A 26,750-nucleotide genomic window follows, 5' to 3' on the forward strand; every position below is an offset into this window, starting at 1 on the left:
TCGGTGCTGATCGTGTGTAATGTCGGGATAATCCTGTCTGCCGGCAGTGAACGTTTCGGCCGCCTGTGCGTTCCTGAAACAGTCTGCTGCCCGTAATGGCCCGGCCGCCTCTGACCGGACCGTACCTTCTCGAAAGTTCTGAAACGATGTTAGTTCCTCTTTTTGCTGCGCAGGTGACCGAATTGCCGGTTTGCCGGCGCGCCGCCCTTTCGGCTCCTTGCCTGTCGTGCAACGGAGCGGCGGCATGAAGGCGTCCGGTGTTGTTCTCGCCTTCGGCGCGATCTCGATCTTCGCCATTCAGGATGCGATCACCCGCCATCTCGGCCCGCTATACTCTCCGCTTTTCATTGCAATGGTGCGCTACTGGGCCTTCGGCGTGTTCGTGATCCTTCTGGCGGCAAGAATGCCCGGCGGCTTTCGCAAGGCGGTGGCGACCGAGCATCCCACCCTGCAGATCTGGCGCTCCTTCCTGCTGGTGGCGCAGATCCTGATTTCGATCATCTCCTTTGCCCTTGTCGGCCTTGCCCAGAGCCAGGCGATTTTCATGTCGGCCCCGCTTGTGGTGGCGCTGTTGTCGGTGCCGCTTCTCGGCGAACGCGTTGGATGGCGTCGCTGGGTCGCCATCGTCATCGGCCTGTGCGGCGTGCTGATCGTCATCGATCCTTTCGGCGAGGAATTTACGCTGGTGACGCTGGTGCCGGTCGGCTGCTGCTTCACATTCGCGCTCTATTCGCTCTTCACCCGGCTTGCCGGACGTTACGATTCGCCCGAAGTCAGCCTGTTTTACACCGGCGTTGTCGGCATGGTGCTGACCAGCCTTATCGGCCCGTTCTTCTGGGAGGATGTGCCGCTGGCAGACTGGGGCTGGCTGATCGCGCTTTGCGCCACCGGCATTTCCGGGCACTACCTGCTGATTCGCGCCCTTGCCGTCACGGAAGCCGTCACCGTGCAGACCATCACCTATCTGCAGCTTGTCTACGGCTCGCTTTTCGGCGTGCTGCTGTTCAAGGAGCAACTGACCGTGCATATGGTCGTCGGCGCGCTGATCGTCGTCGGCGCGGGGGTGTTCACCATCTGGCGCGAACATGTGCTGAAACAGCGCCAGGGAGCGTCTTCGACCGAGGCAGCGCTGGCCGGAAGATAGAGCTGGCCACAGCGCCCCTCAGCCGGTTTCAGGCACATCGAAGGCTTCGCCCGGTTCAAGCGGGCGAAAGCGCTCTTCGTCAATACCGGCATCGGCAAGCGCCGCCTTGAGGAGCTTCACCGGATCGTCCCGTCCCTCATCGGTCAGCTGGAAGGTGCCGAAATGGTGGCCGGCGGCATAGGCCGCATTGCAAAGTTCAAACCCCTTCACGGCTTCGACCGGGTCCTGATGCTCGTTTTTCATGAAGAAGCGCGGCTCATAGGCGCCGATCGGCAGGTTGGCGAGGCGGAAGCTGCCATATTTTTCCGCGGCGGCACGGTAGTTCCGGCCTTCGTGAAAACCGGTATCGCCGATGTGATAGATCCGCCCGGCCGGGGTTTCGAGCACGAAGGCGGCCCACAGCGCCATGCGCCGGTCCATCACGCCGCGCGCCGACCAGTGGTGGCAGGGCTCTGCAAAGACCCGCACGCCGCCGGGCAGTTGCGCCTGATGGCCCCAGTCGAGCACGGTTATCATGGCATCCGGCACTTTCCGGCGGATCACCGTGTCATTGCCGAGCGGGGTGACGATCCGGGGTGCATGTTCGGCCTGCAGCCGCTTCAGGCAGGTCTGGCTCAGATGGTCGTAGTGGTTATGGGTGACCAGCACCAAATCGATCTTCGGCAGGTCCTCAAAGGCAATGCCGGGCGGGCAGACCCGTTTCGGGCCCAGCGAATTGAATGGGCTCACACGTTCGGAAAACACCGGATCGGTCAGAATATTGACGCCGGCAACCTGGATCAGCAGGCTGGCATGGCCGATCATCGTCACCCGCATGTCGTTGCCCTCGACAAGCGCGTCCGGCCTGTGCGGCGCAAAGCGGCATTCCACCTGTTTGGGCCAGGGCGTGCGCTTGTGCGCGAATTGCCATTTGGCGACTTCCGCAAGGCCCGGCGGGTTCATGCCATCGGGATTGAAGAACAATGTGCCGTCGAAATGGTCGCTTTCCGGACCCGCATAATAGCGGTTCTTCTTGTGCAGCCGCATGCGCGTGGGGATCATGAAAGGGTCCTTTCGGTTGATCCGGGTGTTATTGGCCATCACTGATTGTCGCGACCGGCCTACCGGGATATATATGCGGTAGCGGCGAAAAAGTTCCACGGCCCGAAATGCGCAAAAGCGCCTGCCATGGCTTGACTTTGCCGCAATCTTGGGGTTTATCGCCGACAAATCTGCTGACAGTGAAGACGTTCAGCCACCGACCGGGGCCCGAAAAGGTATAAAGAGAGCCCGGAGGTCAACATCCGACAGCGCGATGCGCCCTCGGATGGAATTTTGCTTTGCGTCTTGCATTTGCCGGCAGAGGTGCCAACGTTTCGACGTGTGCGAAACGAAAAGGGATTGGGCTATGTTTGAAAACCTCCAGGACCGCCTTGGTTCCGTCCTCAAGGGACTGACCGGCCGCGGCTCGCTTTCGGAAGCCGACGTGACGGCTGCGCTGCGCGAAGTGCGCCGGGCGCTTCTGGAAGCCGACGTCGCGCTGGAGGTGGTGCGCGACTTCACCGCCCGCGTGCGGGAAAAGGCCGTCGGCGCGGAAGTGCTGAAGTCGATCAAGCCCGGCCAGATGGTCGTCAAGATCGTCCATGACGAACTGGTCGAGATGCTCGGCTCCGAGGGCGTCACGCTTGATCTCAACGCGCCCGCACCGGTCGTCATCATGATGGTCGGCCTGCAGGGTTCCGGCAAGACGACGACCACCGGCAAGATCGCGGCGCGGATGACCAATCGCGACCGCAGAAAAGTGCTGATGGCCTCGCTCGACACCCGTCGTCCGGCCGCCCAGGAGCAGCTGAAGCAGATCGGCGAGCAGACCTCGGTCGACACGCTGCCGGTGATCAAGGGCCAGGACCCGGTCGCCATCGCCAAGCGCGCGGTACAGGCGGCCAAGCTCGGCGGCCACGACGTCGTCATCCTCGATACCGCCGGCCGCACCCATATCGACGAGCCGCTGATGGTCGAGATGTCCGACATCCGCAAGCAGGCCAATCCGCACGAAATCCTGCTGGTGGCCGATAGTCTGACCGGTCAGGACGCCGTCAATCTCGCCCGCAACTTCGACCAGCGCGTCGGTATTACCGGCCTGGTTCTGACCCGTATGGATGGTGACGGGCGCGGCGGTGCTGCCCTTTCCATGCGCGCGGTCACCGGCAAGCCGATCAAGCTGATCGGTACCGGCGAAAAGATGGATGCGCTGGAAGAATTCCATCCCAAGCGCATCGCCGACCGTATTCTCGGCATGGGCGATATCGTCTCGCTGGTGGAAAAGGCCGCCGAGACCATCGACGCCGAAAAAGCCCAGGCCATGGCCCAGAAGATGGCCAAGGGCAAGTTCGACCTCAACGACATGGCCGAACAATTGAAGCAGATGCAGAACATGGGCGGCATGGGCGGCATTATGGGCCTGATGCCGGGCATGGGCGGCATGAAGGACAAGATGGCCGCCGCCGGCATGGACGACAGCGTCTTCAACCGCCAGCTCGCCATCATCTCCTCGATGACGAAGTATGAACGCGCACATCCCGACGTTCTCAAAAATTCGCGCAAGAAGCGCATTGCCGCAGGTTCCGGCACCTCGGCCGCCGATATCAACAAGCTTCTGAAGATGCACCGCCAGATGTCCGACATGATGAAAGCCATGGGCGGCAAGGGCAAAGGCAAGATGAAGCAGATGATGAACATGATGGGCGGCGGCGGCATGCCGGGCGGCATGGGCGGAATGGGCGGCGGCATGCCCGACCTTTCCAAGCTCGACGCCAACCAGCTGGCCGAATTGCAGAAGCAGGCCGGCGGTCTCGGCGGTCCGGGCGGCATGCCGCCTGGCGAACTTCCCGGCCTCGGCGGCCCGAAGCTTCCCGGTCTGGGCGGCGGCTTTGGCAAGGGGAAGAAGAAGTGACGGACGCTGAAATCAAGGAACAGCTTGCCCAGTATCGCCAGTCGATCGACAACCTCGATGCCGCACTGGTGCACATTCTCGCCGAACGGTTCCGCTGCACCAAGGCAGTCGGGCACCTGAAGGCCAAACACGACCTGCCGCCGGCCGATCCGGCGCGTGAGGAACAGCAGATTTCGCGGTTGAGAACATTGGCGAAAAACGCCGATCTCGACCCCGATTTTGCCGAAACTTTCCTGAATTTCATCATCAAGGAAGTCATCCGGCATCATGAGCAGATCGCCGCCGAACACGGTGGTGCAGAGAAATAGGCCGGTTATCGGCCATCGAAAATGCCCTGTCATTCCAGTGTCGGCTTTCGCTGATCGCAGAAGACGGGGTCAAGGAAACGAATGGGCTCAGGCCCAAAGAAATGCCTTTAAGGAGAAAACAGAATGGCAATCAAGATTCGTCTCGCCCGTGGCGGTTCCAAGAAGCGCCCCTACTACCACATCGTCGCTGCCGACGAGCGCTCCCCGCGTGATGGCCGCTTCATCGAGAAGCTCGGCCACTGGAACCCGATGCTGCCGAAGGATTCGGAAGAGCGCGTCGTGTTCGACGAAGAGCGCGTGAAGTACTGGCTCGGCACCGGCGCCCAGCCGACCGACCGTGTTCTGCGCTTCCTCGCCGAAGCCGGCATTGCCGAGCGCAAGGCTCGCAACAACCCGAACAAGGCCAAGCCCGGCAAGAAGGCCGAAGAGCGCGTTGCCGAAAAGAAGCAGAAGGCTGAAGAAGCAGCAGCCGCTGCCGCAGAAGCCGCTGCCGAAGCTTCGGAATAAGCTTCACGCCCGCAGGCGGCCTGCCGCTTCCGGTGCAGGGCACGCTCTTGGGGCATTGATTAAGGGCCGGGCGCATGCGTCCGGCCTTTTCCTTTGCGCCAAAAGAGCATAGATAGCCATTGATGGCAGGGAAGAATGACGATGGCGAAGCTCAAAGATCCGGTATTGATGGCAACCATTGGCGCGGCGCAGGGCCTGCGTGGCGATGTGCGCGTGCGCTGCTTTACCGCAAACCCGCTGACGGTCGGCGATTACGGCAATCTGCATGCCGAGGACGGGCGTATGTTCGAGATTCTCGAAACGCGCCCCGGCAAGAACAACATGATCGTCATCCGCTTTCGCGGGGTCAACGACCGCACCGCTGCAGAAGCGCTGCGCGGCCTCAATCTCTATATCGAGCGTGACAATCTGCCGGATGACGAGCTTGATGACGATGAGTATTTCTACGCCGATCTTGAAGGCCTCGATGTTTTCGACGACGCAGGCAACAGCTACGGCGCCATCAGCGCGATCTTCGATTTCGGCGCCGGCGACCTGCTCGAGCTGAAAGGTCCGGGCCGCCGCCCGGTGCTGATCCCCTTCAACGAGAGCGCCGTGCTGGAAATCGATTTCACCGACCGTCGGGTGCTGATCGATCCGGTGGCTGCCGGTCTGATCGATGACGGCGACGATGACACCCCGGACTTTCCCGATCCCGACGGCCGGTAACCGCAATGTCCTTCAAGGCGACCGTCCTCACCCTTTATCCGGAGATGTTTCCCGGCCATCTTGGTACGTCGCTTGCCGGCCGGGCGGCCGAACGCGGGCAATGGTCGCTGGATGCCGTCAACATTCGCGACTTTGCCGAGGACCGGCACCGCAGCGTCGATGACACGCCGGCCGGCGGTGGCGCGGGCATGGTCTTGCGCGCCGATATTCTGGGCCGGGCCATCGATGCCGTCAGCGCCGGCGACGACCGGCCGCGCCTGTTGATGAGCCCGCGGGGAAAACCGCTCACACAGGCGCGCGTGCGCGAACTGGCCGAAGGCCCGGGCGCCGTGATCGTCTGCGGACGTTTCGAGGGCGTCGACCAGCGCGTGATCGACCGGCGCGGCCTCGAAGAGGTTTCCATCGGCGACTATATCCTCTCCGGCGGCGAGCCTGCCGCGCTGGTGCTGCTCGATGCGGTCATCCGGGTTCTGCCGGGCGTGATGGGCAATGCGCTTTCCGGCACGCATGAGAGCTTCGAAAACGGGCTTCTGGAACATCCGCATTATACCCGCCCCGCCGAATGGGAAGGGGAAACGATCCCCGACGTGCTGACATCCGGCAATCATGCGGTCATCGACAAATGGCGTCACGAACAGGCACTTCGGCTGACGGCCGCACGCCGGCCCGAGCTTGTCGCAGGCAAGGAGAGCGACGATGAGTGAGGCACTGCAGCTCGAGCCGTTTGCAGCGGAGCATTTCGACATTGTGTCGCGCTGGTTTGACGATGCCAGAACGACAGCCCTTTGGGGCGGCACGCAGCTTGCCTTTCCCTTCAGCTACGATCAGCTTTGCGAAGGGTCCGCCGACATGCTGGGCTCAAAGCCCGCGCTTGTGTGTTTTACAGCCAGAACCGGAGACACCGTCGCGGGCCATGGCCAGATCGTCTTCGACCGGCTGAACGGCGCCGCCAGGCTCTGCCGCATCGCCATTGCCCCTGAATTCCGGGGCAAGGGCTTGTCCCGGCCGCTGCTTGCCCTTCTCGTAGATGAAGCCTTCAGGGAGCCCGGCATCATGCGGGTCGAACTCAATGTCTATGACAACAATGCCGCGGCAATCCGGGCCTATCTCGCCTTTGGCTTCACCAAGGAAGGCACACGCCGCTCCTCGGCGCGCTTTGACAATGAGCGCTGGGACACCGTGATGATGGGGCTGTTGCGGACCGAATGGGCGCAATCCGATGCGTTTGTGGCCGTAAAACCCCGCAATAAGGGGTGACAAAGGCCAAAAAAACGTCTATAGGCCCGCCCTGACCGGTGTTTCCGGTTGCCCAAATGAAGAACCGCGTAACGCTCCTGCCTTGGAATGAAGGCGAATCCGGAGGCTTTGTCCAAAGGATGACTGTCGGGCGCTCTGGCCGTTAAAGCAAGATATCAAGAGGTTAGACCGATGAACATCATCGAGCAGCTCGAAGCTGAAGAGACCGCGCGCATCAAGGGACAGCGCGAACTCCCCCCGTTTGAAGCCGGCGACACGGTCCGGGTCAACGTCCGCGTGACGGAAGGCACCCGCACCCGTGTGCAGGCCTTCGAAGGTGTCTGCATTGCCCGCTCCGGCGGCGGCATCCACGAGAACTTCACCGTTCGCAAGATTTCCTACGGCGAAGGTGTGGAGCGTGTATTCCCGGTTTATTCGCCCCAGGTCGAAGGCGTTGAAGTGATCCGCCGCGGTAAGGTTCGCCGCGCGAAGCTCTACTACCTGCGTGACCGTCGCGGCAAGTCCGCGCGTATCGCCGAGGATACCTCCGTTCGCGCACGCCGTCTGAACGACGAAGCCCGCGAAAAGGCTGCAGCCGCCCGCGCTGCTGCCAAGGCCGAGAAGGAAGCTGCCGCAGCAGCCAAGAGCGAATAAGTTTTTTCGCTTCATTCTGTTTCGAGAAGCCGCCTCCGGGCGGCTTCTTTGCGTTTTACCGACGCCAAGGCGGCCGCGAACAAGAAAAAGCCGGAATCGATTCCTATCTCCATGCTCCCATGAATTGCAGAACCGCAAACGCCATTTCGGCCGGTTGCGGTCAGACGGAGCGAAAATGGATGCAACCCGCGCCATTGTGGCCGGCGCCGGAAACCCGATGATACTGGGTTCCATTGCCACACCTGTGCTTGCCGGCACCGCGAAAGGCGCAGATCGTCTTCTGCTCGATGATGATGTCATCGCCGACACCGTCAGCGGCGGCAGTCAGCGCACTGGCCCGGACCCGTTCTTCATGCTTCTCAGAACGCATACGGACCGGGCGCGAAGCCAGTTTTGAACCATTCTCGTAAATGATTGCCGAAACCCCGGAAAGCTGGTAAAGACCGGCCCATGAGGATCATTGACAGAAAGAGCGCGGCCGTTTCCCTAAGGCCTTTCGTGCTGCAGGACAGAAAGCGCCTGCCGAGCCGCTTCTTTGCGATGATTTCCGGCGCGCTCAACGCCCGACTTAGCTGATGCTTTTCAAAAAGCAATGCCGGCTGCGGGCAACCGCGCCTTTTTCCTGTTCCTCGACAAATGGGTTACGAAATCATGAGCAAGGCTCGCACAATCTATGACAAGATCTGGGACGATCATCTGGTGGACAGCCAGGATGACGGCACCTGTCTCATCTACATCGACCGCCACCTGGTCCACGAAGTTACCAGCCCGCAGGCCTTCGAAGGTCTGAGGCTGGCAGGTCGCACGGTGCATGCGCCGCTGAAGACGCTGGCCGTGGTCGACCACAACGTTCCGACCACGCCCGACCGCGTCAACGGCATCAAGAACGAGGAAAGCCGCATTCAGGTGGCAGCCCTTGCCCAGAATGCACTCGATTTCGGCGTCGAATATTATTCCGAGAAGGACAAGCGTCAGGGCATCGTCCACATCGTCGGTCCCGAGCAGGGCTTTACGCTGCCGGGCATGACGATTGTCTGCGGCGACAGCCACACCTCCACTCATGGCGCTTTCGGCGCGCTGGCGCATGGTATCGGTACCTCCGAGGTCGAGCATGTGCTCGCCACGCAGACGCTGATCCAGTCGAAAGCCAAGAACATGCTGGTGCGCGTTGACGGCAAGGCGCCGGAAGGCGTCACCGCCAAGGACATCATTCTGGCTATCATCGGCGAGATCGGCACCGCCGGCGGCACCGGCCACGTCATCGAATTTGCCGGCGAGGCGATCCGGGACCTGTCCATGGAAGGCCGCATGACCGTCTGCAACATGACGATCGAGGGTGGCGCCCGCGCCGGCCTGATCGCGCCGGACGAAAAGACCTTTGCCTATATCAAGGAACGCCCGCGCGCGCCGAAGGGCGAGGCCTGGGACCGGGCGGTAGAATACTGGAAGTCGCTGACGACCGACGAGGGTGCGGAATATGATCGTGTGGTCACGCTCGATGCCGCCAACCTGCCGCCGATCGTCTCCTGGGGGTCTTCGCCGGAAGACGTGATCGCGGTGACCGGTGAAGTGCCGAACCCCGATGATATTCCCGATGAGACCAAGCGCACCTCCAAATGGCGTGCGCTGAAATATATGGGCCTCGAACCGGGAACGAAGATCACCGATATCGAACTCGACCGCGTCTTCATCGGTTCGTGCACTAATGGTCGTATCGAGGATCTGCGGGCAGCCGCAGCCGTTGCCAAGGGCCGCAAGGTCGCTGACCGGGTCAATGCCATGATCGTGCCGGGCTCGGGGCTGGTGAAGGAACAGGCGGAAGCCGAGGGCCTCGACAAGATCTTCATCGAGGCCGGTTTCGAATGGCGCGAGCCGGGATGCTCCATGTGCCTGGCGATGAACGATGACCGGCTGAAGCCGGAAGAACGCTGCGCCTCGACCTCGAACCGCAATTTCGAAGGCCGCCAGGGCTACAAGGGCCGGACCCATCTGGTCTCCCCCGCCATGGCCGCCGCTGCCGCCATCGAAGGCCGGTTCGTCGATATCCGCAGCTGGAAATAATCTGCTCTGATGCGCAGTTGAAGAAGGCAGCCGATAGTCGCCTTCAGACTGCTGACAAACCCGAAGACGTGTGGGTTGTTGCCTCCCTCAGCCGTCCCCACAGGTGTCATGCTCGGACGCGATCCGAGCATCCATTCTGCTCAACCCTCTGATAAGAAAGGGTTTAAAGCAAGCACACATCGTGCGGCCCTGGATCCTCGGGTCAAGCCCGAGGATGACCCGGAGTGAGGGGCAGCTTTGTCAACAAACTGAGGCGGCCGATGGCCGCCTTCTTCATATCGGCTTGTACCCGAACCGGATACTGTCTATGCCGGAGACAGTATTTCGGGGAGGAAAGCAGGGTGTCGCCCATACCTTTTGCAGTGATCGGTTCCGGCTGGAGGGCTGAATTCTTCCTCAGGGTGGCAAAGGCCCTGCCCGCGCATTTTCGCGCCACCGGTATCGTTACCGGCCGTCCGGCAGCCGATCAAGCTGCGCTGGAGCAGGAATGGGGCGTGCCGGTCTTCGCTTCGATTGATGACCTGCTTGCCGCCACCCGACCCGAATTTGCCGTCGTCTCCATACGTCCGGAGCATATTGTCGACCGGATTGGCGAACTTGCCGCGCATAAGGTCCCGGTTCTCCTCGAAACGGCGGCCTTCGATCACGATCAATTGCTCGCACTGAACGCGCTGGTCGCGGCCGGAGCGAAAATCGAGGTGGCCGAGCAGTATTTCCTGCATCCGGTGCTCTCGGCCATGCGGGCCCTGATCTTGGACGGCCTGATCGGCACGCCGAACTATGCCCATGTCTCGGTCCTGCAGACCTATCACAGCATCAGCATGATGCGGAAACTTCTGGGAATCGGTTTCGAAAACGCCACGGTCACCGCCAGCCGCGTCACGCTGCCGGTGGTCAAGGGGCCGGGACGCTATGACCAGCCCGAGCGCTATGAGGTAATCGCTGCGGCCCAGACCATCGCCACATTCGATTTCGGCGACAAGGTCGGCGTCTATGACTTCGCCAATGGCCAGCACCGCAGCCGCATTCGCGCGCCCAGGGTGACGGTTCGCGGCGAATGCGGCGAGATCACACCGGAACGCATCGACTACCTGATGGACGAGCGCACGCCGATGACGGCTGAGCTTCAGCGCATGGACAAGGGCCATTTCGTCAATTTCGAGGGCTATCATCACGCCGGGATCGTGGCTGCGGGTCGCTGGGTCTATCGCAATCCTTTCCCGGGACCGCATCTGTTTGATGATGAAATTGCGGTTGCGACCTGCCTTGAAAACATGCGCGTCTACGTGGAACGCGGCATTTCTTCCTACAGTTTCGCCGAGACCGCGCAGGATTGCTATCTGGCCCGGATAATGGATGAAGCCGCAGCCGCACAGTCCGCCGTGACCACCACATCACAACCCTGGAGCCGGCATGCATGAGGATGGCGGGATGCCGCTCAGCCGCTGACCGTCGCCGCGCATTTTCGTGTGATGACACGGGCTCTTTTTCACCCCATCGTGACTTCCCGTTGATTTCGTTAAAGGGTAAATTGCCAATCATGTTTTTCAGGCGTTGGATGAAAACACAACGCAGCCCCTATAAGCTGGTGAAAGTTGCTGCCGTGCTGAAGCAGACATTCATATCGGCCGCCTTTCTTGCGGCATTTGCCCTGTCCACGGCGCAGGCGGACGAGATCCGGAATCCGCTCGGCGTTCTCGAACTCTTCACCTCTCAGGGCTGCTCTTCCTGCCCCCCCGCAGACAAGGCGGCGGCGGCGCTTGCCGATCAGGGTGACATCGTCGTTCTCAGCTACCATGTCGACTACTGGAACTATCTCGGCTGGACCGACACGATGAGCAGCCGCCAGAACACCGAACGGCAATATGCCTATGGCGAGGCGATGGGCCGCAGCGGCGTCTACACGCCACAGGCGATCCTGAATGGGCGCACCCAGATGGTCGGCACCGACGTGGCCGACCTCAACCAGACGTTCGAAACCCTTGCCGCCGATGGCGATGGCCTCAATGTCCCCGTTTCCACGACGATGAACGGCGACGAGGTGCTGATCGATATCGGCGCGGGCACCGGCAAGGCCGATGTGCTCGTTGTCTATTTCAAGCATGAAGACAAGGTCGCCATCAAGGACGGCGAGAACAAGGGCCGGACAATCACCTACCGCAATATCGTCACCGATGTTCAGACCGTCGGCATGTGGCATGGCGCTCCGGCCCGCATCACGCTGCCGGCGCGCGTACTTGATCCGCGCGAAAGCGACGGCTGCGCGATCCTGCTGCAGGCGACCGGCAAAAAGGGACAGCCCGGCGCCATCTTCGGCGCAACCCTGATCACCGCTCACCCGTCCTGAATGCCCGGCGCCGCAAAGCGGCGACCGCGTGCGTTCAAACCGTTTCCTGCACGGCAAAATTCCCTGAAGCGCACGGATTTTCCGGTTCTCCTGCCCGAAGTTTCATGCAGGAGTTAACAACTTCTTTACCATGTTGGGCGAAAGCTGGGGTTCAGAACTGTTGATGCGGTCCTGCGCGCGTGAGGGAGGCAGCTTCGCTTGATACGCCACAGGCACCGTGAACCGGAGCGGGCACGAACCATGGCGCAAACGCGGATGACACAGGACGCACGGGGAGAAAGACCTTCTCTGGACGCGCTCAACCAGACCATCGAGGGTCTGGAATCCCGCCTTGCCGACATGATGGCAAACCGCGCATCCGCCCGCAGGCCAGCCCCTTCGCAGCCGCCCCGCGAGCGCCCCAGCCGTGAACGCCCTTCCACCAATCCGGACCTTGTGCGCACGAATGCCGAACTGCGCGAGATCAGCTCGACGCTCAAGGACCTCAGGGCCGCCGTGCGCGAGGATTTCACCGACAGCCTGCGTGATGAGCTGGCGGGCCTTCATGACATGCTCTCCCATCTCGACCGGCAGACCGACACGCTGGCGAGCGACGAACAGACCCGCAGCGAACTCTTGAGAATTTCCGAGGGCGTCGACTGGCTTTTGAGCAACGCGGCCGCCAGTTCCGATGATCCGCTGATGGCGGAGTTCGAACACCTTCAGACCTTGATACGCGGCCTTGCGAGTTCCGACAGTATGGCCCGCCTCGAGACCCGTTTCGACACGCTCGAACAGCATCTGACGCCTTTCGACCCGGCCAGGCTGGACGGCGATCTGTCGGCGCTTGCCTATGGTCTCGACGATATCAGGCAGCGTCTCGATCGCAGCCAGACGGATAACAGTCTGAACGACATTGAAAACCGTCTCACGGCACTGGCCCGGGCGATGGAGGTTCTGTGCACCCGGATCCCCGCTTCCGGCCGCAAGCTTGACGGGCAGATGAGCGCCATCGAGCGCCGGATCGAAGACATCGACCGCAATATCGAGCTGATTGGCCGCCGACAGGGTGAAGTTCAGCACGACCCGACGGTCGAGCGGCTGGAAAGCCGGTTTGCAGAACTCGCCAGCGCGGTTGCGGCGATCGACTGGCAGATGCGCGATCAGGGCACCAAGCAGACGACACTGCTTGAAAGCCTTGAGGACATGGCCAGCCGCCTCAAGGAACACAGCGCGGACGACGGGCATCTCAGGCTTGAAGCACGGCTCGACAAGCTGACAGCCGCCGTTGAAAACATCACGCCCGGCATCGACAGAAGAACGCTCGTTCAGGCCGTTTCCGAGCTCTCCGACAAGATCGGCCGGATCGACCTTCAGGGCAGCGAACGCCGGATTGCCGCCAGACTGGATGCACTGGACCTCAGCACGGCCGATGATGACAGCCGCGACGCCGTGCGCGACGAACTCAAACGGCTTTCCGGTCTGATCGAAAACCAGAAGCCCGGCCTCCGGCCTGAAGCCCTGGACGCGGCCGTATCGAAAATCAGCGACACGGTTTCGCGCATCGACATGGCCGGGGCGGAACGCAGGATCGCCGACAAAATCGACAATGCCGCCGCCGGCGGTTTCTGCGAACAGGACCGGCGCGACCTGCAGCAGCAGTTCGACAGACTTTCGGCTCTTGTTGAAAACAACAGCCACAGCCTGGACCCACGCGCACTCGAAGACGCGGTCAGGCGCATCAACCAGACCATTAGCGGGATCGACCTTCAGGGCAGCGAGCGCCGGATTACCGCCAGACTGGATGCACTGGACCTCAGCACGGCCGATGATGGCAGCCGCGATGCCGTGCGCGACGAGCTCAAACGGCTTTCCGGCCTGATCGAAAACCAGAAGCCGGGCCTCCGGCCTGAAACCCTTGAAGCGGCCGTATCGAAAATCAACGACACGGTTTCGCGCATCGACATGGCCGGTGCGGAACGGAGGCTTTCCGAGCAGATCGCCGCCATGCCGACGCCTACGGTGCGCGACAACACCAATGCCATCGATCCCGAAGCATTCGAAAAACGCCTTGCCGCGCGCATCGAAGCGCTCGATCTCGCCGGCACCGAGGAACGGCTGGCGCGCAGGATTGCCGATCTCGCGCAAAACGGATCGGATGAGCGGATCAGCGCACAGCTGACCGCGCTTGCCGACCGGTTCGAGGAAAGCCGGCGCGACATGAGCGCCCCGGCGCTGCAGAAGCTGGAACGGCAGATCGCCGAACTGACGACGCTGGTCGGCCGGCCGGATCCGAAGCAACCTTTCGCCGAGCTTGAAGAGCGCATCGGCGCGCGTATCGAGAACCTGACGGCCAGCAATGACGATTACCTCATTGAGGCCGCGCAGCACGCCGCCGAGGAAGCGCTGAAGAATTTCGAGGAACGCCGCAAGGGCGAAACCGACGAGCATATTGCCGTCCTCAAGGCGCTCGCCGCCGATCTTAAGAACCTTCAGCAGGCAGGGCGCGACAGTGATGGCACAGCCGGTCTGCACGATACCCTGAAAACCATCTCCGACAGGCTCGACACCCTGAATGCCGAAGACGGCGAAACCGCCACAGAGACCGAAGGGAGGCGCGCGGAGACCGGCCCTTTCGTCGCTCCCGCGCCCTCGGCAGCTACGGCTGAGGCCAGCAAGGCGGCCGAAACCGAGGCCGAGCGGCAGGAACCGCCGCGTTTCGAGATGCAGTTTCCCGCTGCAGCATCGCAGCCTTCCGCTGCGTCTGCCGTCGACACGCAGGCCGATGGCGCAAGCGACGATGTCATGGACATTCTCTCGCGTGTGCGCGCCGGACAGGCGCCAAAGCAAAACACGCCTGTTTTGCCCGTGCACGACCGGCCTGTTGCCAAGACCGAATACAAGAAGCGCGAGCCCGGCCAGCCCGCCGGCATGCGCAACCAGCGGCTTGCCGCCGGCGGCCCTCAGGGCGACCTGATCGCCGCTGCCCGGCGTGCGGCCCGTTCCGCGCTTGAAAATGCCGAGGACATGACGCCGTCCATTTCGCCCGCAAAGCCTTCTGAAAAGGATGAGGACAGCGCGAAACAGGCCCGGGACGGTTTTTCCCGCCGGCCTGTCTACCTCGCTGCCGGCGCGATCCTGCTGGCGATCATCGCCTATCCGTTCCTCTCCGATACGGGAAAGGACCGCGAGGCCATACTTCAGGCCACCAAGGCCTTCGACAAGGCCCCGCCGTCGCTGCGTGCCCCTGCCCCGGCAACCCCGCCGCAGCAAGCCATATCGGGCAGCACAGCCAAACAGAATGTCGCCGCAGCGCCTTCGCTGCGCTCGCCTGACCGGGCTGCCGTCAAAACCAATTTTGCCGCAGAAGCCCGGGAAATTGCAGCAGCGCCTGCCGTCCGCGCATTCCAGATGTTCGACACCGACAACAGCCTTGTCACCGGCAGCATCAAACCGGATGCACCGGCAACGCCAGCACGGGCCGGCGCGCCCGCACCGGCCCAGACGCCGGTTGCCGCCCCGGAACCGCCCCCTGCAACGCGCCCGCCGGAAATTTCGGAAGAAACGGCATCCGTGACCACAAAGGATGTGCTCGACATGCTGGCGGAACCGTCGCCGGCAAGACAGGCCTCCGCATCACCCAAGGCCGCCTCCGGCAATGAAAAAGCGGCCGGCGCGAAAGCTCCGCTGGCCAGGCTGAATTCCGGATCACAGCCGGAAGCCAGCCAGGCGCGCGAGGCCCTTGCCGCGCAGCGCCCGAAAGACCCCGCCCCTCTCGACATCGACGTCCCCGCGACGATCAACCCCGCAGCGCTTGCCGATGCGGCCCGAAACGGCAATCCGGATGCACTTTACGAGATCGGCATGCGTTATCAGGACGGTCTCGGCCTCAAGCGCGACCCCGCCGAAGCGGCCATCTGGTTTGACGCCGCGGCCGAACGCGGCTCCGCTCCTGCCGCTTTCCAGCTCGGCAGTCTTTACGAAAAGGGCGTCGGCGTCGATCACAACGCAGCAGAGGCGATCACGCTTTATCGCAAGGCTGCAAGGGCCGGCAATGTCAGGGCCATGCACAATCTTGCGGTAATGCTGGCCAATGGCGCCGACGGCGGCACGCCCGATTTTGCCGAAGCGGCAAAGTGGTTCCGTGCGGCAGCCGATCACGGCGTTGCCGACAGCCAGTTCAACCTTGCCATCATGCATGCACGCGGCGCCGGCGTGGATGCTGACCTCGCACAATCGTATAAATGGTTCGCGATTGCTGCACGCAACGGTGATCCCGAAGCCGCAAACCGGCGCGACGAAGTGACCGAGGCGCTTTCCAAAGCCGATCTCGACCGCGGACGCAAGCTTGCCGCTGACTGGGAAGCCGAAACGCCGCTGCCGGCCGCCAACCAGGTGGTGCCGCCGGCCGAATGGCTGCCGCAGGAGGCCGCCGCAAGCGCGCCGGACAAGCAGGCAATCATCCGCGACATCCAGTCGATCCTGAATGAGCGCGGCTATGACTCCGGCCCCGAAGACGGGCTTCTCGGCGCCAGAACCGATGCCGCAATCAAGGCGTTCCAGAACAAGAATGGCCTGAAAGCCGACGGTGCGATCACGCCTGCGCTTGTCGAGACATTGCTGAACAGCAACAGCGCCTGAGAAGAATTGGTGGTTTACGGTCGTTTGAATTGACAGTTGCGACCGTAGGCCGCAGAAAGAAAAAGCATTTTCAACAGGCTGGACGCAACCCGTCCGGCCATGCCGCTATTGGGGAAGCGCGTGTCGATTTATCTGCCGATTGCTGAACTTTCGGTCAATATCTTTGTCATTCTCGGCATGGGTGCGGCAGTCGGTTTTCTTTCGGGCATGTTTGGCGTCGGCGGCGGATTTCTGATCACCCCGCTTCTGATTTTCTACCAGATTCCGCCGGTCGTGGCTGTTGCCACCGGGGCAAGCCAGGTGGTGGCTTCCTCCGTTTCGGGTACGCTCACCCATTTCCGGCGCGGCACACTCGACATGAAGCTCGGCACGGTGCTTCTGACCGGCGGTCTTGTCGGCGCGACGATCGGTGTCTGGCTGTTTTCGCTGTTGCGCGATCTCGGCCAGCTCGATCTGGTGATCTCGATCCTCTATGTGGTGCTCCTGAGTTCGATCGGCGGGCTGATGCTGGCCGAAAGCATTCGCGCCATCCGGCGCAGCGCCTCGCAGAAAGCCGTTTCCCTGCGCAAGCCCGGCCAGCACAACTGGATCCATCGCCTGCCGTTCAAGATGCGGTTCAAGAAATCGAAGCTCTATCTGAGCGTCATTCCCGTCTTCCTGCTCGGTGGCTCGATCGGTGTTCTGACCTCCTCGCTCGGTATCGGCGGCGGCTTCATCATGGTGCCGGCGATGATCTATCTTCTGCGCATACCGACCAATATCGTCGTCGGCACATCGCTGTTCCAGATCATCTTCGTTTCGGCCTACACCACCGTGGTTCAGGCGGTGACCAACTATGCGGTCGATATCGTGCTCGCCACGATCCTGATGATGTCGAGCGTGATCGGCGCCCAGTACGGCGTGCGTGTGGGCCAGAAGCTGAAGGGCGAACAGCTGCGCGCGCTGCTGGCGCTGCTGATCCTGGCCGTCGGCGTGCGCCTTGCCTTCGGCCTGGTGGTGACACCGACCGACCTGTTCTCCGTCGTCTTCGAGGGAGCGCCGCAATGATGAAAAAGCTCCTGTCCGTTCTGGCCCTCGTTTTTCTGCCCGCAATCGCCGCTGCGCAGCAGGCGCCTGTGATCCAGCAGGAGACGCTGGAAATCGGCACCTCGACCAACGAGATCGCCATCACCTCGGACTTTTCCGGCGCCGACCTAACCGTCTTCGGCGCCATCAACGATGCCGACCCGATCCTGTTGTCGAAGGGCCGCTATGACATCGTGGTGATCCTCGAAGGCCCGAAGGCAGAGGCCGATGTCCGGCGCAAGGAGCGGTTTTTCGGGATATGGGTCAACCGCCAGACGATTTCATTCGAGCATGTGCCGCGCTCCTATTCGATCTCGAGCACGCGGCCGCTTGAGGACGTGACATCCCCGCAGACCCTGAATTCGCAGGGCATCGGCGTTTCGCATCTGCGCATCGCGCCGGTCGGCTATTTTGGCGACGCCAGCGACGTGGCCACATTCCGTGAGGCGATGCTGAGACTGAACGCGGTCGACGGGATCTACGACGCTGAATATGACGGCGTGAAATTCGTCTCCAACAGCCTGTTCCGCGCAAGTCTGCGCCTGCCGGTAAACATTCCCCAGGGCACCCACACGGTTCAGGCCTATCTGTTCAAGGAAGGTCGCCAGATCGCGACCCAGAACCTGCCGCTCCAGGTGGTCAAGACCGGGCTTGAAGCTCAGATCACCACCGCCGCCCACGACTATCCGCTGTTTTACGGCATGAGCGCCGTGTTCATCGCCCTGTTTTCCGGCTGGTTTGCCAGCGTGATCTTCAGGAAGAACTGACCGTTCGGCCGTTTACCCGGAAAGTGCTGCAAACGGCAGCGCATAGACCCGCTCCGGGCCCAGCATGTGCACGGTCAGCGCATTGCGATCGAACAGGCCCCGGAATGCCGCATGGCGAAGGTCGAGACCGCCGCGTGTGGTGGCAAAGGCCGGCAGCATCAGACGGTTTTCGTCCCTGGCAAAGCAGGGCCGGCGGACCGATTTTCCCGGGCGACGGAGGGTTGCGGAGGGGTGCAGATGGCCGCAGATTTCCGCCGCGCCCGTTTGCGCGGGTTCGTGACGGAAATTGAGCCCCTCAAACCGCCACTCATCGAAAACCCGGCCCGGCAATCCGGCAACGCCATCGGGATCGTGATTACCGTTGATCCAGACCCAGTCGCAGCTTTCGGCAAGCGCGGACAGGCTTTCGCGGTGGTCCCTTGCCATCTCGCGGGCGCCGGTGCGGTCATGAAAATTATCGCCGAGCGAAACGACACAGGCAGGCCGGTAGCGTGCGATGACCGCCGAAAGCGCTGAAAGCGTGCGTCCGGTGTCATAGGGCGGCAGGAAAAAGCCGCGCCGGGCGTGGGCCGCACCGCGTTCCAGATGCAGGTCGGAGACGACGAGCAGCGAAAGGCCGGGGAAAAAGGCCGCGCCGGAACAGTCGAACATCACCGCATGACCGGCAAAACTGTCTGCGGTCTTGCCGGGCGGCTCGCTCTCATATGTCGCGGTCGTAAGGCTCATGCGCCGGTCTCTTCCCGTCCGTCTTCGGTTTCCGCAGCTTCAAGGGCGGCGGCCAGTTCGTCGACAGCCTCCTTCAGCACCGCATCGCCGGCCCCGCCATTGACGCTTTCGCGGCCGATTTCCAGCAGCACCGGCACGGCGAGCGGCGAAATGCGCGTCAGCCGGTAATGGGTCAGATGTCCCTTGATTCGTTGCAGCATTGTGCCAAGGCGGGCGATATCCAGCAAGCCGGAGGCCGCATCCGCGCGGGTTGCCTGCAACAGGATATGGTCCGGCTCATGGCTTCTCAAAACGTCATAAATAAGGTCGGCCGAAACCGTCATCTGGCGGCCGGTCTTCTCCTTGCCCGGAAACCGCCGCTCGATCAGCCCGGCAATGGTGGCACAGGCGCGGAAGGTGCGTTTGAGCATGTAGCTTTCATCGAGCCAGGCTTCGAGATCGTCGCCCAGCATGTCCTCGTCGAACAGCGCCTTCAGGTCGAGTTCGCCGGATGCCAGCATGGCGCCGATATCCTTCAGCCCCCAGACGGCGAGTGAATAATCGGTCGAGACGAAGCCGGTCGGCTGGGCGCCGGCGCGTTCCAGCCGCCGGGTCAGCAACATACCGAGCGTCTGGTGCGCAAGCCGCCCCTCGAAGGGATAGGCGACCATGTAGAAGCGGTTTTCAAGCGGAAAGGTTTCCACCAGAAGCTCACCGCGTTTCGGCAGGTGCGAATGCTGTTCCTGCAAGGCCAGCCATTCGCGCACGGACGCCGGCAGCACCTTGCGCCGTTCGGCATCGTCCAGCATGGCGCGCACGCCATCGGCCAGAAAGGTCGACAGCGGAAACTTGCCGCCGGCATAGGCCGGGATTTTCGGATCGCTGTCATAGGCGGTGGAGGCCATGCACTCGTTCTCGCGCAGCCCCTCGAACCGCAACACCTTGCCGACAAACAGGAACGTATCGCCGGGGCGCAGCATCTCGATGAAATATTCCTCGACCTCGCCCAGCACCGCACCGCCGCGCAAGGGACCGCCGCGTTTTCCCGGCCGCACCAGCCGGATTTTCAGCATCGGCATTTCGACAATGGTCCCGAGGTTCAGCCGATATTGGCGGGCGAAATCGGGATGGGTGAGACGATAGAGCCCGTCGGCGGTTTTGCGTATTTTTGCATAGCGCTCATAGGTGCGCAGCGCATAGCCGCCGGTGGCGACGAAATCGACCACGCGGAAAAAGGTCTCGCGGGTGAGCCCGTGATAGGGTAGCGCAGAGCGCACCTCCTCATAAAGCAGATCGGCCTCAAAAGGTCCGGCGCAGGCCATGCCGAGCACATGCTGGGCCAGCACATCAAGCGCGCCGTCGCCGATGGGGGGACTATCCTGCGCGCCGACATAATTGGCATCGAGCGCTGCCTGACACTCCATCACCTCGAACCGGTTGGCCGGCACCAGAATGGCGCGGCTCGGTTCATCCATGCGGTGATTGGCGCGGCCGATGCGCTGGGCAAGCCGGCTGGCGCCCTTCGGCGCGCCGATATGCATCACCAGGTCGATATCGCCCCAGTCGATGCCGAGATCGAGCGTCGAGGTGGCAACGACGGCGCGCAGTTTTCCCGCCGCCATCGCGGCCTCCACCTTGCGGCGCTGGCCGACATCGAGCGAACCGTGATGCAGCGCAATCGGCAGATTGTCGTCATTGATGCTCCACAGTTCCTGAAACACGATTTCGGCCTGCGAGCGGGTATTGACGAAGATCAGCGTCATCTTTCGCTGTTTCAGCGCTTCGTAAATATCGGGCGCGGCATAGCGCGCCGAATGGCCCGACCAGGGAATGCGTTGCGAGGCTTTGAGGATGGTGATTTCCGGCCGCGCACCGCCGGCGACCGTGATCAGCCCGGCATGGGGCGGCGCCACTTCGCCGGTCTGCGCCACCAGCCAGCGCTGCAATTCCATCGGGTCTGAGACCGTGGCCGAAAGGCCGATAGCGGTCAGTTCCGGGCGAAGACGTCTCAGCCGCGCAAGACCCAGCGAAAGCAGATGGCCGCGCTTGGAGGTGACCAGCGAGTGCAGCTCGTCGAAGATCACGAAGCGCAAATCCTCGAAGAACCTGTCCGCATCCTTTCCCGCAAGCAGAAGCGCCAGCTGTTCCGGCGTCGTCAGCAGGATATCCGGCGGCCTCAACCGCTGGCGCTGGCGTTTGGATTGCGGCGTATCGCCGGTGCGGGTTTCCATGGTGATCGGCAGGCCGCTTTCGATGACCGGCTGTTCCAGATTGCGGGCGATATCGACGGCCAGCGCCTTCAGCGGCGAGATATAGAGCGTGTGCACCCCGCGTGGACGCATGCCCGGCTTTTGCGGCCCCTGACGGTCAAGATCGGCAAGCGAGGGCAGAAAACCGGCCAGCGTCTTGCCGGCACCGGTCGGCGCGATCAACAGCATGTCCTCGCCGGCCCCGGCGCGTTGCAGCAGGTCCAGCTGATGCGGCCGCGGCTGCCAGCCTTTGACGGCGAACCAGCGGCGGAAGCGTTCCGGCAGCAGCGATGTTTCCGTTTCGTTCATAAGGTCACGATTACAGGAAACAGGCGTCAGGGAAAGGTTTTTCTACATCGCGATATAGCGGTCGCGGCGGTGATTGATGGCCAGAACGAAGTTGATGACCACGGCGCCGATGACCGAGCAGACGATGATATAGGGCGAGGCAACGAGGAAGGACAAAAGCAGCACCATGCCGTCAAGGCCGAGCTGGATATAACCGGCCTTCCAGCCGTAACGATCCTGAAGATAAAGCGCCAGAATGCCGAAACCGCCAAGGCTTGCGGCATGACGGAAGAAGATGAGCAGCGCCGCGCCCACCAGAATGCCGCCGAAAAGCGCGCCCGCCAGAGGATGGGTCTCGCCGATGGAAATGAATTGCGGCACGATGCCGGAAAGCGCCGAGGTCAGGCCGACGGCGACAAAGGTCTTGATGGTGAATTTCAGCCCGAGCCGTCGCCAGGCAAAATAATAGAACGGCAGATTGACCAGAAAGAAGGCAAGGCCAAACCCCATGAAGCCTGAATAGGTGACGAGGAAGGCAAGCCCCGCAGTGCCGCCAGTCAGAAGCCCACCCGCCTTCAGCATCGTCACGCCAAGGGCTGCGAGCATGGCGCCGGCGATGATGCCCTGCGCATCTTCCAGCAGTGAGTGATTTTCGGATGTGGAATTGAGAATGCTTCTCAGAAAGCTGTTCTCGGACAAGGCGGTCTGCTCCGGTCATGAGGAAAATCAGGGGTGCGCGATGACACCCCTGATACCGTCATCACCTATAATCGCCGATTGGTCAAACGTCTCAGACGACATCATCCTCGTTTGCGCGACCGCCCTCGCCTTCCCAGTTGAGGATCCGGCGGGTCTCGCTTTCGGTAAACTTCAGGCGCACGCCGATACCGCCTTCCGCTTCCTCGGGCAGGAAAACAATCCCGAGGGCTTCAAGCGTGGTCTGCAGCTTTTCGCGCATGCTGTCGCCCGGTTCGCCGGTGCCTTCTTCAAAGGCAGCGATCCGGTCTTCGGCAAGACCACTTTCTGCGGCAAGCCTTGCACGGTCGATGCGGGCCAGAATACGCGCTGCATGGCAAAGTTCAGGCGTCAGATTCATAACGGCCTCCATATGACGTTCTTCGAAAGTCTTTATCCAAAACGCGGAAGCCTCCGGTGATGTTCCCTTAGCAAAAGGCGGCAAGGACAAACCGGATTACAGCGTGCCTCTTGCCGTTCGATCGGGTATTTTCCACCTTGAAACTGCCCCAAAGGCACCTTAATGACGGCCGAGCAGAAGGATTGAGCGGAATGAGCAATGAACTGAACCGGTTTCTGGGCGGCACGGTGGTCGGCACGATCGTCAGGCTGCTGGTGGTCTCGCTGATTGTCGGTTTTATTCTGTCGGCGCTCGGCATCCATCCGCTCGATCTCTGGGACGGTGTCATCGATTTCTTTGCCGGCCTCTGGCAGCGCGGCTTTGCGGCACTGGGCGAGATCGGCCATTATTTCGTGCTCGGCGCGATCATCGTGATCCCCGTGTTCATCATCATCCGCATTCTGAGTTATCGCCGTTGACCCCATTCAGCACAGGCCGGCGAGCGTTTGCGTTCGCCACCATCGCAATCGGGCTTTCAGCCTGCAGCATCGGTCTTTTCGGCGGCAGCGGCCTGCCGCGCGGCGATGTCGATGCCACGGCCATGACCTCAACCTTCCTGCCCTGGGTCAATGCGCTCAGAAAAAGCCGCGGGCTCGAGCCGGTCAGCCCCTCGCGCGCTTGCACGAATGTGGCCGTCGACCAGGCAAGCCGGATGGCGCTTGCCGACAGGATGAACCACATCACCGGTTCGGAAAGCGTATATAACCGCTTCAAGCGCAACGACCTGCCGCTGCCGGCGGCTGAAAACATCGCCATGCAGCAGAAAACGCCGGAACGCGCGTTTCAGGCCTGGGTGAATTCGCCGAAACATCTCGACAACATGCTGGGAAACTATTCCCATGTCGGGGTTGCAAAAGCGACAAGCCCGAATTTCGGCAATACGCCGTTCTGGTCGATGTGTCTCAGCCGGTAGGCGCGATGAACGGCTTTTCGGCCCATGCGTCAACGGCGGTGTCGCGCAGCTGACGGACGGATGACAGGCCATCATTTTCAAGCGCTGCAAGGATGGCCGCAAAACTGTCGCTCAGCAGTTGCGGGCCCTCATAGACCATACCGGAATAGATCTGCACCAGATCGGCGCCGGCGCGGATCTTTTCAAGCGCCCGGGCGCCGCTCGAAACGCCGCCCACACCGATGATCACCCTGTCGGGACCGAGACGCTGGCGCACACGTGCCAGAAGCGCCGTCGACCGGTCGAACAGCGGCGCCCCGGAAAGGCCGCCATTTTCATCCGCCAGCTTCCTGTCCCTCAATCCCTGACGCGACAGCGTGGTGTTGGACACGATCACACCGTCAAGCGTGCTGTTTGCGATTTCGATCATGATATCATCAAGCCCGGCCTCGGTGAGGTCGGGGGCGATCTTCAGGAAAACCGGCACACGGACTGCGGCCTTTTCCCGGGCTCCGGCGACCGCGTCGAGCAGCCTTGCCAGTTGCTCGCGCGCCTGCAGGTCCCTGAGGCCCGGCGTGTTCGGCGAGGAAATGTTGATGGTCAGAAATTCCGCCAGCGCCGAAAACCGTTCGATGCCGGCGACATAATCGGCGATCCGGTCTTCCGAAGTCTTGTTGGCGCCGATATTGACGCCGACAATGCCGCGCCGCTTGCGTTTTTCCAGCCGGACGGCGAGGGCGGCATGTCCCTCATTGTTGAAGCCCATGCGGTTAATCACCGCTTCGTCCTGCACAAGCCTGAAGAGCCGGGGCTTCGGATTGCCGGGCTGCGGGCGCGGCGTCACGGTTCCCACCTCCACATGGCCGAAACCCAGCTTCATCAGACCATCGATGGCCTCGCCGTTCTTGTCGAGACCGGCGGCAACGCCGAGCGGGTTTGCAAAGGAAAGCCCGGCGGCGGTGACGGCAAGACGGCTGTCTGCGGCATGGCGCGCGCGCGGCATGAGGCCGCTCGCAATGCCCTTGATCGTCAGCCCGTGCGCCGCCTCCGGCTCAAGCATGAACACCGCATTGCGCGCACCGCATTTGAAAAGATTGATCATACCAGAAGTCCCGTGAAATCATGGCCGCCATCAGCCGTTTCGGGAAGCTCTTTTTCCCAGAGCACCGCGGAAAAGGGAAGGGCCGCATAAAGATGAGGAAACAGGGCGCCACCGCGCGAGGGCTCGAATTTGAGCGCTTCACCCAGCCTGTCCGGATCGACGGCGACCAGCAGCAGGTCGCGCTGTCCGGCGAAATGGCGGCTGGCGGTCTCTTCCACCTGCCCGGCTGTCGAAAAATGAATGAACCCGTCGGTAAGATCGACGGTAGCGCCTTCATAGGCGCCGGCAGAGCGTGCGGCCTGCCATTCCAGGCGCGCGACGATCTTGAATATCGGTTGCGGCATGAGCATCAGCTTCCGGTGGCATATGTTCGGCACGGGTTTGAACCAGCATCGGGTAAAAGTCCATGACAATTGACGGGTGCCACGCGAAAGCAACAGCAAATCCGGGGTTTTCACGGCCAATCGGCTTTTTTTTATTGATCTCGGGCTGAAACACGCGATCATGGAGAAAATTTACGACGTTTTGTTGCAGCCGTCGCGTGACAGACGGCCAGGGTTGTGACATTGCCTTTGGGAGGAGGCAGCGAATGACCGGACAGACAATACTGATCGCCGACGATCACCCCCTGTTCCGCAGTGCCCTGAAACAGGCCATCAGCGGCATGGCAACCTATTATGCGGTGGTGGAGGCCGGCGACTTCGAGGGGGTTCAGCAAGCCGCCCGTGAAAATCCCGAAGCCGACCTGCTTCTGCTCGACCTTGCCATGCCCGGGGTCAGCGGGCTGTCCGGCCTGATCACGCTCAAGGCGGAGTTTTCCAGCCTGCCGATCGTGGTGATTTCCGCCAGCGACGACAATGACACGATCCGCCGGACGCTGGCGCTCGGCGCATCCGGTTTCATTTCCAAATCCGTCGGCATCGACGAATTGCGCAACGGCATCCGCACCGTGCTTTCCGGTGAGATTTATACGCCGGACGATTTCGAGGGCGGCGAAGAAACCGATCCCGACATTGCCGACATGCTGGAGCGGCTGCAGACGCTGACGCCGCAGCAGTCGCGCGTGCTGCGCATGCTGTGCGAGGGCCTGCTCAACAAGCAGATCGCTTACGAACTCGGCGTGTCCGAGGCCACCGTCAAGGCCCATGTCTCGGCCATCCTGCTGAAGCTCAATGTCGACAGCCGCACCCAGGCCGTGATCCAGCTGGGCAAGGTCAATATGGCGATGGTCGCCTGAGCGGGACAGAGGATTTTATTCCTGTCCAAGCTTTACGCCGCAACGCACGATGCGATATAGTCCGCCCGTTATCAACGCGCCTTCGTGGCCGGAGTGAACAACCATGTCCAGAAAGCTTCGCCACAGCGCCATCTGGGACGCGATCGATGATCTGGCCGCCCGGCACAAGCTGACGCCTTCCGGACTGGCGCGCAAAGCCGGTCTCGACCCGACCGCCTTCAACAAATCCAAACGTCTGGGCAAGGACGGACGCGAACGCTGGCCTTCGATGGAATCGATCGCCAAGGTTCTGGATGCCACCGGGACCGACCTCTCGGCATTTCTGAGCGCGGACGACGGCAATGCCGGCTATAACGGCGCACCGCCCACGGGCGCATTTCCGCCACAGCCCTCCACCATACCGCTGCTCGGCCTTGCCCGCGCCGGCACCGGCGGTTTCTTCGACGATGGCGGCTTTCCCGTCGGCCAGGGCTGGGACGAGGTCGATTTCCCCGCCCCCGCGCGCGCCAGCCAGAGCGTTTATGCGCTGGAGGTGCAGGGCGAAAGCATGCTGCCGCTTTATCGCGACGGCGACGTGCTGATTGTCGAGGCCAATGCCGAAACCCGCAAGGGCGACCGTGTCGTCGTCAAGACCCTTGAGGGTGAGGTGATGGCCAAGGTGCTCGTGCGCCGCACCAGTCGCCAGATCGAGCTGATGTCGATCAACCCCGCGCACGATAACCTCACCTTCGATCTTTCCGCCGTGGAATGGATCGCCCGCATCATCTGGGCGAGCCAGTAACAGCGCAACCCC

At 62.0% G+C, this 26,750-nt stretch carries 26 protein-coding genes; 19 read left to right on the top strand and 7 right to left on the bottom strand.

Annotated elements, in window-relative coordinates; genetic code table 11:
• The first annotated feature begins 244 nt into the window (after window positions 1-244).
• Entirely contained in the window at window positions 245-1,144 is a 900-nt protein-coding gene (locus tag ABID12_RS16440; protein ID WP_106308527.1) for a DMT family transporter, read from the top strand.
• 18 nt (window positions 1,145-1,162) lie between these two features.
• On the opposite strand, the gene ABID12_RS16445 is transcribed toward ABID12_RS16440, so the two are convergent.
• A complete protein-coding gene (locus ABID12_RS16445; RefSeq protein ID WP_354435161.1) occupies window positions 1,163-2,185 on the bottom strand; it encodes an MBL fold metallo-hydrolase in 1,023 nt (340 codons plus the stop codon).
• Between the two features lie 346 nt (window positions 2,186-2,531).
• Between ABID12_RS16445 and ffh the strand changes: the two genes are divergently transcribed.
• From ffh to ABID12_RS16515, 14 genes are all read left to right on the top strand, one after another.
• A complete protein-coding gene (gene ffh, locus ABID12_RS16450; protein ID WP_354435162.1) occupies window positions 2,532-4,076 on the top strand; it encodes a signal recognition particle protein in 1,545 nt (514 codons plus the stop codon).
• Window positions 4,073-4,384 carry a chorismate mutase gene (locus ABID12_RS16455; RefSeq protein ID WP_106308537.1) on the top strand — a complete coding sequence of 104 codons (312 nt, stop codon included), beginning with the start codon at window positions 4,073-4,075 and terminating at the stop codon, window positions 4,382-4,384. Before ffh ends, ABID12_RS16455 begins: the two co-directional genes overlap by 4 nt.
• A gap of 123 nt (window positions 4,385-4,507) precedes the next feature.
• Complete coding sequence (gene rpsP / locus ABID12_RS16460; protein WP_106308540.1) at window positions 4,508-4,891, top strand: 30S ribosomal protein S16; 384 nt, start codon at window positions 4,508-4,510, stop codon at window positions 4,889-4,891.
• Between the two features lie 141 nt (window positions 4,892-5,032).
• Entirely contained in the window at window positions 5,033-5,599 is a 567-nt protein-coding gene (rimM, locus tag ABID12_RS16465; RefSeq protein WP_354435163.1) for a ribosome maturation factor RimM, read from the top strand.
• A gap of 5 nt (window positions 5,600-5,604) precedes the next feature.
• Window positions 5,605-6,303: a tRNA (guanosine(37)-N1)-methyltransferase TrmD gene (gene trmD, locus ABID12_RS16470; protein ID WP_354435164.1), complete on the top strand. Its 699-nt coding sequence runs from the start codon at window positions 5,605-5,607 to the stop codon at window positions 6,301-6,303.
• Window positions 6,296-6,856: a GNAT family N-acetyltransferase gene (locus ABID12_RS16475; RefSeq protein ID WP_354435165.1), complete on the top strand. Its 561-nt coding sequence runs from the start codon at window positions 6,296-6,298 to the stop codon at window positions 6,854-6,856. The genes trmD and ABID12_RS16475 overlap by 8 nt, the downstream gene beginning before the upstream one ends.
• 171 nt (window positions 6,857-7,027) lie before the next feature.
• Window positions 7,028-7,489 (top strand): 50S ribosomal protein L19, encoded by a 462-nt coding sequence (rplS, locus tag ABID12_RS16480; protein WP_106308552.1) that lies wholly within the window; start codon window positions 7,028-7,030, stop codon window positions 7,487-7,489.
• Between the two features lie 175 nt (window positions 7,490-7,664).
• Window positions 7,665-7,886, top strand: coding sequence for a hypothetical protein (locus ABID12_RS16485; protein WP_354435166.1), 222 nt, complete (start codon window positions 7,665-7,667; stop codon window positions 7,884-7,886).
• Between the two features lie 254 nt (window positions 7,887-8,140).
• On the top strand, window positions 8,141-9,550 hold the full coding sequence (gene leuC / locus ABID12_RS16490) for a 3-isopropylmalate dehydratase large subunit (RefSeq protein WP_354435167.1): 1,410 nt from the start codon (window positions 8,141-8,143) through the stop codon (window positions 9,548-9,550).
• 341 nt (window positions 9,551-9,891) lie between these two features.
• Window positions 9,892-10,971 carry a Gfo/Idh/MocA family oxidoreductase gene (locus ABID12_RS16495; RefSeq protein WP_354435168.1) on the top strand — a complete coding sequence of 360 codons (1,080 nt, stop codon included), beginning with the start codon at window positions 9,892-9,894 and terminating at the stop codon, window positions 10,969-10,971.
• A 137-nt stretch (window positions 10,972-11,108) separates the two neighbouring features.
• Window positions 11,109-11,897, top strand: a complete 789-nt coding sequence (locus tag ABID12_RS16500; RefSeq protein ID WP_354435169.1) for a DUF1223 domain-containing protein — start codon at window positions 11,109-11,111, stop codon at window positions 11,895-11,897.
• A 255-nt stretch (window positions 11,898-12,152) separates the two neighbouring features.
• On the top strand, window positions 12,153-16,517 hold the full coding sequence (locus ABID12_RS16505) for a peptidoglycan-binding protein (RefSeq protein WP_354435170.1): 4,365 nt from the start codon (window positions 12,153-12,155) through the stop codon (window positions 16,515-16,517).
• 120 nt (window positions 16,518-16,637) lie between these two features.
• Entirely contained in the window at window positions 16,638-17,564 is a 927-nt protein-coding gene (locus ABID12_RS16510; protein WP_106313185.1) for a sulfite exporter TauE/SafE family protein, read from the top strand.
• Complete coding sequence (locus ABID12_RS16515) at window positions 17,564-18,349, top strand: TIGR02186 family protein (protein WP_354435316.1); 786 nt, start codon at window positions 17,564-17,566, stop codon at window positions 18,347-18,349. Before ABID12_RS16510 ends, ABID12_RS16515 begins: the two co-directional genes overlap by 1 nt.
• A 12-nt stretch (window positions 18,350-18,361) precedes the next feature.
• Here ABID12_RS16515 and pdeM read toward each other — a convergent pair whose 3' ends face one another.
• The 4 genes from pdeM to ABID12_RS16535 form a co-directional block, all read right to left on the bottom strand.
• A complete protein-coding gene (pdeM, locus tag ABID12_RS16520; RefSeq protein WP_354435172.1) occupies window positions 18,362-19,075 on the bottom strand; it encodes a ligase-associated DNA damage response endonuclease PdeM in 714 nt (237 codons plus the stop codon).
• Window positions 19,072-21,612: a ligase-associated DNA damage response DEXH box helicase gene (locus ABID12_RS16525; protein ID WP_354435174.1), complete on the bottom strand. Its 2,541-nt coding sequence runs from the start codon at window positions 21,610-21,612 to the stop codon at window positions 19,072-19,074. The genes pdeM and ABID12_RS16525 overlap by 4 nt, the downstream gene beginning before the upstream one ends.
• Before the next feature lie 42 nt (window positions 21,613-21,654).
• Window positions 21,655-22,290 carry a YitT family protein gene (locus tag ABID12_RS16530; RefSeq protein ID WP_354435175.1) on the bottom strand — a complete coding sequence of 212 codons (636 nt, stop codon included), beginning with the start codon at window positions 22,288-22,290 and terminating at the stop codon, window positions 21,655-21,657.
• A 91-nt stretch (window positions 22,291-22,381) separates the two neighbouring features.
• Window positions 22,382-22,687: a hypothetical protein gene (locus tag ABID12_RS16535; RefSeq protein ID WP_106307926.1), complete on the bottom strand. Its 306-nt coding sequence runs from the start codon at window positions 22,685-22,687 to the stop codon at window positions 22,382-22,384.
• A gap of 191 nt (window positions 22,688-22,878) precedes the next feature.
• Between ABID12_RS16535 and ABID12_RS16540 the strand changes: the two genes are divergently transcribed.
• Window positions 22,879-23,145, top strand: a complete 267-nt coding sequence (locus tag ABID12_RS16540) for a DUF6460 domain-containing protein (protein ID WP_106307415.1) — start codon at window positions 22,879-22,881, stop codon at window positions 23,143-23,145.
• Window positions 23,142-23,639, top strand: coding sequence for a CAP domain-containing protein (locus ABID12_RS16545; RefSeq protein ID WP_354435177.1), 498 nt, complete (start codon window positions 23,142-23,144; stop codon window positions 23,637-23,639). Before ABID12_RS16540 ends, ABID12_RS16545 begins: the two co-directional genes overlap by 4 nt.
• Here ABID12_RS16545 and ABID12_RS16550 read toward each other — a convergent pair.
• Together ABID12_RS16550 and ABID12_RS16555 are read right to left on the bottom strand one after the other, a co-directional pair.
• The gene (locus ABID12_RS16550) at window positions 23,629-24,720 is read right to left on the bottom strand and encodes a quinone-dependent dihydroorotate dehydrogenase (RefSeq protein WP_354435179.1); all 1,092 of its coding nucleotides are present in this window, start codon (window positions 24,718-24,720) and stop codon (window positions 23,629-23,631) included. The two genes, ABID12_RS16545 and ABID12_RS16550, sit on opposite strands and share 11 nt — an antisense overlap.
• Entirely contained in the window at window positions 24,717-25,064 is a 348-nt protein-coding gene (locus ABID12_RS16555; RefSeq protein ID WP_354435181.1) for a DUF952 domain-containing protein, read from the bottom strand. Before ABID12_RS16555 ends, ABID12_RS16550 begins: the two co-directional genes overlap by 4 nt.
• Before the next feature lie 245 nt (window positions 25,065-25,309).
• Here ABID12_RS16555 and ABID12_RS16560 point away from each other — a divergent pair, with 245 nt between their 5' ends.
• The gene (locus tag ABID12_RS16560) at window positions 25,310-25,957 is read left to right on the top strand and encodes a response regulator transcription factor (RefSeq protein ID WP_319518010.1); all 648 of its coding nucleotides are present in this window, start codon (window positions 25,310-25,312) and stop codon (window positions 25,955-25,957) included.
• Between the two features lie 103 nt (window positions 25,958-26,060).
• On the top strand, window positions 26,061-26,738 hold the full coding sequence (locus tag ABID12_RS16565; protein ID WP_354435182.1) for a S24 family peptidase: 678 nt from the start codon (window positions 26,061-26,063) through the stop codon (window positions 26,736-26,738).
• Window positions 26,739-26,750: the final 12 nt, after the last annotated feature.

The organism is Martelella mangrovi (assembly GCF_040545495.1).
Classification (GTDB): Bacteria; Pseudomonadota; Alphaproteobacteria; order Rhizobiales; family Rhizobiaceae; genus Martelella; species Martelella mangrovi.